The sequence below is a fragment of the Tsukamurella soli genome (assembly GCF_039541155.1).
Lineage (GTDB): Bacteria > Actinomycetota > Actinomycetes > Mycobacteriales > Mycobacteriaceae > Tsukamurella > Tsukamurella soli.
Window position 1 is genome coordinate 1 of the sequence record NZ_BAABFR010000028.1, and the last position, 7,996, is coordinate 7,996.

The window sequence follows — 7,996 nt, forward strand, 5'->3', positions numbered from 1 at the left end:
GTCGCGGCGCTGGCGGTGCGGATGCGGCGCCTCGCGCGCGGCTGATCCGACGCGGCCGCGGTCGGCCGCCCAGCCCGCGGGCATCGAGCGTCGCGGCGATGTCCTTGGTGAGCAGGTACAGGTCCAGCCCCTCGGGCTCGTCTGGAGCCAGGGGGGCGATCCGAATCGCTGCCACCATGACCGCGCCTGGGCGTCGATGGCCGTCACGACCACCGTGCGGCAGGCGACCGTCAGGTTCAGCTCCACCGCCGTCGCGAGGATGTGCCGGAGCATCGTGGTTCCCACGCCGCGGCCTGCGGCGCGCGCATCTGTCGCGAGCCGACCGATGAGCAGTGCGGGCACGGGGTCGGGGGCGCGCGCCACGAGTCCCGGCGGGCCCGCCGACCGGTCGATCGCGGTCATCGACAGCGTCGCGTAGCAGACCACCCTGTGGTCGGCGTCGGCGATCACCCATGTGGCGGAGGTGTCGCGTCGGCGGTTCTGACCGGCGTAGCGCCGCAGCCACTCGTCGAGTACCGCTGAGCCGCTGCGGAATCCGAATCTGTCATGCAGGGCGGTGTCGAGCGGCACGAAGTCGCGATCGGCGAGGATCTCGTCGGCGGCCCGCCCCGCGGCCTGGAGCAGGAATGCGGACAGGGACAGGTGCTGATGGGCCGCCGCGGACTCGAGGCGGTGTTTCGAGGCCGCGTCGATGCGGATCTGCAGGCGGTCGTCGCGCAGCGCGGTCATGTACTCACATCGGCAGTGCAGCGTCGCGGAGTCAAGGGCAGTCGGTACCCCCGCGCCGCCTACCCCACGTCCCGGCGCGTCACGGCGACGACGGCGAGGCCCATCGCGACGACGGTGGCGATCACCATCGCCGTCGCGGCCCCGGTCAGCAGCGTCTGCCCGGGCTGCGCGGTGATGTGGCTGAACGGTGAGAGCCGGCTCACCCAGGACGGGAGCCGCAGCACGTCGGCCACCAGCATCAGGACGCACAGGGCCAACGCGACCCAGGCCACCGTCGTCACCCGGGCCGACAGGCCCGCGGCGAGCGCGCCGACCGCGGCGAGCAGCCATACCGCCGGCAGGACGCCGAGCGCCGGCAGCACGAGGTCACGGTCGGCCACAAGTGACGCGCCCACCCCGCCGGCGGCCACCACCACCGCGCTCGCAAGCAGCGCGAGGACCGACTGCGACCCGAACCACGAGGTGCGGCGCACCGGACCGGCGAGCAGGTACTCGGCGCGGCCGGACGTCTCCTCACCCGCGGGAGCGATGGTCAGGGAGATGGCGAGGACGGCCGCGATCATCCCCATGATCGAGAAGATCGCGCCGTAGAAGGCGTCGACCAGATCGGTCCCGCCCCCACCGAGGCGGCTCACGAGGTCCGCCGTGCCGGGCGACGCCAGGCCGGTGATCGCGGACGCCATCCCGCCGAACGCCACGCCGCACGCCAGGAAGCCCACGACCCACGCGCCGACCTGCGTGCGATGCAGCCGCCAGGCGAGTGCGGGCGCGGACCGGAGGCCCGCCGCCGCCGCGGGCCGTCCCCGGCCGACGGGGATCAGTCCAGCGCCCAGGTCGCGGCGCGCGGCGATCCGCAGGCTCCCGGCGGCGAGTATCGCCGCCCCGGCCACGAGAAGCAGTGCGGGCCACCACCGGTCGCCCGCGAACGGCCGCATCTGCTGTGCCCAGCCGAGGGGGGACAGCCAGGTCCAGGCGGTCGGCTCGCGGGTGACCCGGTGTAGGCCCTGGATGTCGCCGAGCGCCCGCAGCACGTAGCTCACACCCAGGACGAGGGCGAACAGCCCGCGTGCTCCCTGCGCGCCCTCGGCGAGCTGTGCGCACAGCAGCCCGACGGTGGCGAAGAACGACCCCACCAGCGCCCACTCGGCGGCGAACGTCGCCGCGCCGACGGCGGGGAGCCCCGTCACCGTCAGGCCGACTCCGACCACCGCACCGATCAGCAGCGAGAGCCCGACGGACTCGATCAGTGCCGCGACCGGCGCCGCGATGCGGTCGATCGCCGCCGCGCCCAGCATCTCTCGCCGCCCGGAGTCCTCGTCGGCGCGGGTGTGCCGGACCACCAGTAGGCCGGTGAGCAGTCCGAGGCAGGCCGGGATCAGCACGATCATCTTGACCATGGCGAGCGCGCCCAGTGTGGGCTGGTACACCGGCCCGAACAGCGCGACCAGTGAGGCGTTCCGGTCGGCCGCCGCGGCCGCCGACACGAGCTGGTCGGCGTGCGGATAGAGGCCCTTCGCGGAGACCACGGCCGAGACCGCCATCGCCACGAAGATGTAGAACCACACCGGCGCCTGGATCCGGTCGCGGCGCAGGACCAGTCTGAGCGTGGGGGCGAGTCCCTTCATCGCGTCGCCGCCGGGTGCGCGGGAGCGGTCGGTGCGTAGTGTCGCAGGAACAACTCCTCCAGGGTGGGTGGCCGGCTGGTCAGCTGCGTGGGCCCGGCGGCCGCCAGGATAGTGAGCACGGCGGCGAGGTGCGCGTCGTCGACGGTGACCGATACGTGCTGCCCGACCGGCCGCGAGTCGACGGCCAGGTCCGTGATCCCCGGATGCCCGGCGAGGTCGACGGGGCGTGCGAGGGTCGCCTCCACCCGGGTGCCCGACAGGTGCCGCATCGACGCAAGGCTCCCGGTCTCGACGTCGGCGCCGTCCTTGATGATGGTGACGGTGTCGGCCACCTCCTCGACCTCCGAGAGGATGTGACTGGATAGAAGTACCGAACATCCCTGCGCTGCAACCTCTTTCAGGCACTGTGTGAACACCTCCTCCATCAGCGGGTCCAGGCCGGAGGTCGGTTCGTCGAGGATCAGCAGCTCGGCGGGTGCGGCGAAGGCGGCGACCAGTGCGACCTTCTGTCGGTTGCCCTTGCTGTACGTGCGGGCCTTCTTGGCGGGGTCGAGGGCGAACCGCTCGATCAGCTCGGCTCGGCGGGCCGCGTACGCGCTCGGGGCGCCGCCCCTCCGTCCCGTCCCACCCGCATCGACCCCGCGCAGCCGACACATCAGGTCGATCGTCTCGCCGCCGGACAGATTGGGCCACAGCGTCACGTCGCCGGGCACGTACGCGACGCGGCGATGCAGATCGGGCGCGTCGGACCATGGGTCGCCGCCGAGCAGGCTGACGGTGCCGGACGTCTTGCGCAGCAGTCCGAGCAGGATGCGGATCGTGGTGGACTTACCGGCACCGTTGGGTCCGAGGAAGGCGTGCACCTCGCCGGCCGCCACACGCAGGTCCAGTCCGGTGAGCGCGTGCACCTTCCCGAAATCCTTGGTCAGGCCCTCGGCGACGACGACATCTGTGGTCATGCGCTCGACCGTAGTCGAACTTCAGAACTTTGTGAAGTGTCCGAATGTTGGTAGGGTTCACGGGTATGGATGCACCGAACTTCGTCGAGAACTTGGCCGGGGCGATGGTGGATGCGGGCATGCAGAGGATGGCCGCGCGGGTGTTCTCCGCGGTGTTGGCCTCGCCGGAGGGGGAGCTGACGCCGGCGCAGGTGGCAGAGCAGCTGCAGGTCTCGGCCGGTGCGGTGTCGGGGGCGGTCGGTTACCTCACCCAGGCCGGGATGATCCGCCGGCGCCATGTGCCGGGTAGCCGGAGCACGGCGCTCGGTCTCGGCGATGACATCTGGTACGAGGCCCTGACCTCGCGGAACGCCGTGATCGAGCGGTGGTTCGCGGTGGCACAGGCGGGGCTCGAGGAGCTCCCCCCGGGCGGCCCCGCCGCGCAGCGGGTCGAGGTGATGCGGGACTTCTTCGCCTTCGTGCTCGGTGAGCTGCCCGACCTGATGGAGCGATGGCGCGCCCGCCGCGTCGAGACGTACGGATACTGACCGGGCGACTACTGACCGGGCGACGGTGCGTGTGTCGCCTGCTGCCGAGTCGCCGGTGCTCACGCCGCCTGCGCCGCCCGACGCACCATGGCGGTCGCGGTGCCCGACGCCACCACCCGCCCGGCGGCATCGACGAGCTCTGCCGCGAGAAACCAGATCCGGTGGCCCTCGTGCACGACGCGCCCGCGGCCGATCAGTCTTCCCGGCTGGGCCGGCCGCAGGAACTGGACGTGCAGATCGACCGTCGGCGCAGTCACGCCGAGCGCCGACACCGTCGCCGGGCTCATCGTGTCGTCGAGCATGGCCACGATGTATCCGGCGCCGATATCGCCCGGCGTGAGGACTGCGGCGCTCGAGGCCGGCCGTGGCGAGCATCTGGCGCCGTTCGCGGACTTCCTACTGCGTAGTGAGTCCGTCGCCTCGCCGAGGATCGAGTATGTCGATGCCGGGTGGAAGGCCTTCGGTCGCGCCCTCGCCGGCGGTAAGGCGTCGGCGGAGGCGAGGTCCCAGCTGGCCGCGGTGCAGGCGCTCATCGCGATGGTCGACTCCGCCGGCACCGGGCCGATCACCGGCGACACGCTGCTCACTGCACACACCCTGCTGATGGCCCCGGATCCCTACGCGGCTCGGGACTCCGGACGGTTCCGGGACGTGCAGAGCTGGATCGGCGGCTCGGACTACTCGCCGCGCGACGCGCTGTACGTCCCGCCACCGCCGGATCTGGTGGCTGAGCTGATCGACGACCTGCTCGCCTTCGTCGCCCGTGACGATCTGCCGATCGTCGCGCAGGCGGCGATCGCTCATGCGCAGTTCGAGTCCATCCATCCGTTCGTCGACGGTAACGGCCGGATCGGGCGGGCGTTGCTCAGTGCGGTGCTGCGTGGCCGGGGGCTCACGCGCAGGATCACCGTCCCGCTGGCGTCGGTGATGCTGGCGGACAACTCACCGCTACTTCGGGTTGCTCGACGGGTACCGCGCGGGTGATGTGGATGGGTTCGTCGGGTATGTCGCGACCGCGGCTCTGCATTCGTGCGCCGTCGCGGCGGAGTCTCTCCTCGCTGCGCCTTCGACGGCGCCGGTGTTCGATGCCGACACCGCGCAGGGCATCACCGGCACGGCGGAACCCAGCACCTATCGGGCGCTCAACCGGCTCGTCGATGCCGGTGTGCTGGAGGTGATCACCGAGTCGAAGCGGAACCGGATCTGGGCCGCGGTCGACGTCCTGGCCGAGTTCGACGCGCTCAGCAGCGCGGTCGGCAGACGTGTCCGGCACGACGCCGGCGGGATCGGACCGGCCTAGTGCACTGGAGCGTGGTCTCCCGCCCCTCGCGACGCCCGGCGTGGGTCCTGGGAACTCGTCAGTCCGCGTCCACGGCCGGGGTGGCCTCCCTGGCGGCGCTCCACCTCTCCTCGATGCGACCGAAGCGCCAGATCAGCAGGGACGCCGCCCACGTGACGACGAAGAGGCCGACGATCACGAACCCGAGCGTGTTGATGTTCAGGCCGCCGATCCAGTTCCAGAACGGTCCGCTCCAGTCGAGCTGGCCGGAGAGTAGGCCGAGCAGCTCGACCGTGCCGATGATCAGGGCGACGGCCACCGAGAGGCCCGTGATGGTGAGGTTGTAGTAGACCTTGCGCACCGGTCGGGAGAACGCCCATCCGTACGCGAAGTTCATGAACGAGCCGTCGATGGTGTCGAACAGGCTCATACCGGCGGCGAACAGGACCGGTAGGCACAGGACTGCGTACCAGGGCAGCCCGGAAGCGGCGCTGGTGCCGGCGAGCACCAGCAGTGCGACCTCGGTCGCGGTGTCGAATCCGAGCCCGAACAGCACCCCGACCGGATACATCTGCCATTCCGCAGTGATCGACCTCATCAGCCGGCCGAAGATCCGGTTCATGAATCCGCGGTTGTTCAGGTGCTCCTCGAGGGCTGCCTCGTCGAAAGTGCCTCGTCGCATCTCGAGGAACACCTTGACGATGCCGGTCAGGATGACGACGTTGATGATCGCGATCAGGTAGAGGAACGCTCCCGAGACGGTGGTGCCGATCAGGCCGGTGTAGTGGTGCAGTGCCGAACTGTCGTCCTGCACGGGTCCGGCGATCGTCTTGACGCCGAGCGCGAGCAGCAGGGTCAGTCCGAACACGATGCTGGAGTGGCCCAACGAGAACCAGAACCCCACCGAGAGCGGCCGTCGGCCGTCGGCCATCAATTTGCGGGTCGTGTTGTCGATCGCCGAGATGTGGTCGGCGTCGAACGCGTGCCGACACCCGAGGGTGTAGGCCGTGAGTCCGACTCCCAGACCGAGGGATTGGCTGCCGAGACTGTAGTGATTCGGGGCCACGAATGCCATCAGGCTGATCCAGCCGATCAGGTGCAGGGCGACGATGGCGGTCACCATCCCGCCCGCCCGGGTCCATTCCGCGCGGGTGAGCGCGGTGCGGATCGTCGTCAGCCTCGACCGGTTCGAGAGGGTGGGAGTCGAGATCATCGGTGCGCCCTTCTCGTGGCCCCGGATGGTTTTCGGAATGTATCGAGGTTAAGCCTGACGCGTCCGTCCTGCAATACATTGGCAAGTGGCGGTCGCACGGGGCGGGAGGTACCGACCGGGTGTTCGGAACGGTCGTTGCCGGACGGCGTCGATCGGGTCACACTGGTTCCATGACAGCGGCGCGCCACAGCACGCCCGACCGGTCGGTCGCGGCGGGTGACAGCGGCGATGGACTCCGAAAGCTCTTGCGCGAGCACGATCTGCGTTGCACGGCGCCGCGCCTGGCGGTGCTCTCCGTACTCGTCGAGGCGGATGCGCGGGGCGAGCACCACCTGACCGCCGCCCGGATCCACGAGCGGCTGGTCGAGCGACGCCGGGATGTCGACCTCACGACCGTGTATCGCACCGTGTCCACGCTCGTCGGGGTCGGAGTGGTGCACGCGTTGGCAGTCGACGAGAACGTATCGACCTACGGCCTTGCTGCGCAGCCGCACCACCACGCCGTGTGCACCCGCTGCGGTGCGATCATCGAGGTCCCGGCCGAGCAGTTGAGCGCCGCGCTGAGCCAGGCCAGCCAGGGAACGGGGTTCCTGCTCTCCGACCGGGCCGGCCTCACACTGCACGGCCTGTGCCCGGGGTGTCGAGCGACCGCGGCGGACTAGCCGTCGAGCACTGGCAGAAAGCCCGCCACGTCGGCGCCGACGTGTGCTGCACTTGGTTACTGTTTCGTGTGAATCATGGTGTATCAGTGGTTATTCCACGCGTTCCGTGTCGATGCACGCGCAGAAGTGCGCGTAGTCCTCCGCCGTTCGGGTGGTGCTCAACGGGGTCGATCCGCTGGTTACGGGGTAGGAGCGTCCACAGCCGCGCCAGCGGGAGGCGCGGCCGCGCGGACGTAGGGTCACGGGTATGACGGACACGAACAACCGGTCTGATTCCGACGAGCTCGATGTCGAATCCCGCGAGGGGCGCTCCCGGCTGCGACGGGAGCGGATCGAGTCGCAGGCCTTCGACGCGGCCGCACGCTTGTTCGCCGAACGGGGATTCGCCGGAACCAGCCTGCAGGACATCGCGAAGGAGATCGGTGTCACCCGGACCGCGCTGTATTACTACGTGCCGAGCAAGGACCAGCTGCTGGTTCGCATCGTGCAGGACATCACGGCCGTCGGCCACGAGGTGATCGCGGCCCAACTGCACGCGGACCTCCCCGCCGATCAGCGGCTTCGCAACGTGATGACCGGAATGGTCCGACTGGTCGCGACGAACTCCTCTCGCTTCCGGCTACTGCTGCAGAGCGAAGCGCTCATGCCCGACGAGATCGCCCGGGAGCACCGCGCCCAACGTCGTGCGATGTTCCGGGACGTGGTCGAGATCATCATCGCAGGTCAGAAGTCAGGGGTGATCCGCCCGACCGACCCGCGCGCCGCGGCGTTCGCGCTCTTCGGGATGTGGAACTGGACTGCCTTCTGGGTCAGGGACGGGGACAACCTCGACGACATCGCGGAACAGTTCGCCGATCTCGTGATCGGTGGACTCGTGACCCGTCCCGACGGTGCGGCCGAGCGCAGCCGTCTCGACGTCCTCACTGCGGCGCAGGAGGAACTCTCGACCCTGGCGGAGATGCTGCGCGGGAGTTGATTGCGGCCGCGAGCGTGCGATACGCA

The 7,996-nt window shown here is 70.1% G+C and carries 8 protein-coding genes and 1 pseudogene; 4 read left to right on the forward strand and 5 right to left on the reverse strand.

All coding sequences use genetic code 11. The annotated features are described in order from the left end of the window. The 3 genes from ABD908_RS10890 to ABD908_RS10900 form a co-directional block, all read right to left on the reverse strand. Positions 1–729: GNAT family N-acetyltransferase (locus tag ABD908_RS10890; RefSeq protein ID WP_344995052.1), on the reverse strand; the 729-nt coding region annotated here is incomplete at its 3' end. A gap of 59 nt (positions 730–788) precedes the next feature. Further along, a complete protein-coding gene (locus ABD908_RS10895) occupies positions 789–2,354 on the reverse strand; it encodes an ABC transporter permease (protein ID WP_344995055.1) in 1,566 nt (521 codons plus the stop codon). After that, positions 2,351–3,313 carry an ABC transporter ATP-binding protein gene (locus tag ABD908_RS10900; RefSeq protein ID WP_344995058.1) on the reverse strand — a complete coding sequence of 321 codons (963 nt, stop codon included), beginning with the start codon at positions 3,311–3,313 and terminating at the stop codon, positions 2,351–2,353. The genes ABD908_RS10895 and ABD908_RS10900 overlap by 4 nt, the downstream gene beginning before the upstream one ends. 65 nt (positions 3,314–3,378) lie before the next feature. Here ABD908_RS10900 and ABD908_RS10905 point away from each other — a divergent pair, with 65 nt between their 5' ends. Next, positions 3,379–3,840: a GbsR/MarR family transcriptional regulator gene (locus tag ABD908_RS10905; protein WP_344995061.1), complete on the forward strand. Its 462-nt coding sequence runs from the start codon at positions 3,379–3,381 to the stop codon at positions 3,838–3,840. A gap of 59 nt (positions 3,841–3,899) precedes the next feature. Here ABD908_RS10905 and ABD908_RS10910 read toward each other — a convergent pair whose 3' ends face one another. Next, positions 3,900–4,142 (reverse strand): PaaI family thioesterase, encoded by a 243-nt coding sequence (locus ABD908_RS10910; RefSeq protein WP_344995064.1) that lies wholly within the window; start codon positions 4,140–4,142, stop codon positions 3,900–3,902. Between ABD908_RS10910 and ABD908_RS10915 the strand changes: the two are divergent. Further along, positions 4,033–5,140: pseudogene (locus ABD908_RS10915) on the forward strand (Fic family protein). The gene ABD908_RS10910 and the pseudogene ABD908_RS10915 sit on opposite strands and share 110 nt — an antisense overlap. A 58-nt stretch (positions 5,141–5,198) precedes the next feature. On the opposite strand, the gene nicT reads toward ABD908_RS10915, so the two are convergent. Further along, entirely contained in the window at positions 5,199–6,332 is a 1,134-nt protein-coding gene (nicT, locus tag ABD908_RS10920; RefSeq protein ID WP_344995066.1) for a Nickel transporter NicT, read from the reverse strand. A gap of 170 nt (positions 6,333–6,502) precedes the next feature. On the opposite strand from nicT, the gene ABD908_RS10925 reads away from it, so the two are divergent. Continuing rightward, positions 6,503–6,994, forward strand: coding sequence for a Fur family transcriptional regulator (locus tag ABD908_RS10925; RefSeq protein ID WP_344995069.1), 492 nt, complete (start codon positions 6,503–6,505; stop codon positions 6,992–6,994). 247 nt (positions 6,995–7,241) lie between these two features. Next, on the forward strand, positions 7,242–7,970 hold the full coding sequence (locus ABD908_RS10930) for a TetR/AcrR family transcriptional regulator (RefSeq protein WP_344995072.1): 729 nt from the start codon (positions 7,242–7,244) through the stop codon (positions 7,968–7,970). The last annotated feature ends 26 nt before the right edge of the window (positions 7,971–7,996 follow it).

Bases quoted from the DNA above. Each gene is read 5' to 3' on its own strand.
- ABD908_RS10895 (WP_344995055.1), bottom strand. From the start codon at position 2,354: ATGAAGGGACTCGCCCCCACGCTCAGACTGGTCCTGCGCCGCGACCGG.
- ABD908_RS10900 (WP_344995058.1), bottom strand. From the start codon at position 3,313: ATGACCACAGATGTCGTCGTCGCCGAGGGCCTGACCAAGGATTTCGGG.
- ABD908_RS10905 (WP_344995061.1), top strand. From the start codon at position 3,379: ATGGATGCACCGAACTTCGTCGAGAACTTGGCCGGGGCGATGGTGGAT.
- ABD908_RS10910 (WP_344995064.1), bottom strand. From the start codon at position 4,142: ATGCTCGACGACACGATGAGCCCGGCGACGGTGTCGGCGCTCGGCGTG.
- nicT (WP_344995066.1), bottom strand. From the start codon at position 6,332: ATGATCTCGACTCCCACCCTCTCGAACCGGTCGAGGCTGACGACGATC.
- ABD908_RS10925 (WP_344995069.1), top strand. From the start codon at position 6,503: ATGACAGCGGCGCGCCACAGCACGCCCGACCGGTCGGTCGCGGCGGGT.
- ABD908_RS10930 (WP_344995072.1), top strand. From the start codon at position 7,242: ATGACGGACACGAACAACCGGTCTGATTCCGACGAGCTCGATGTCGAA.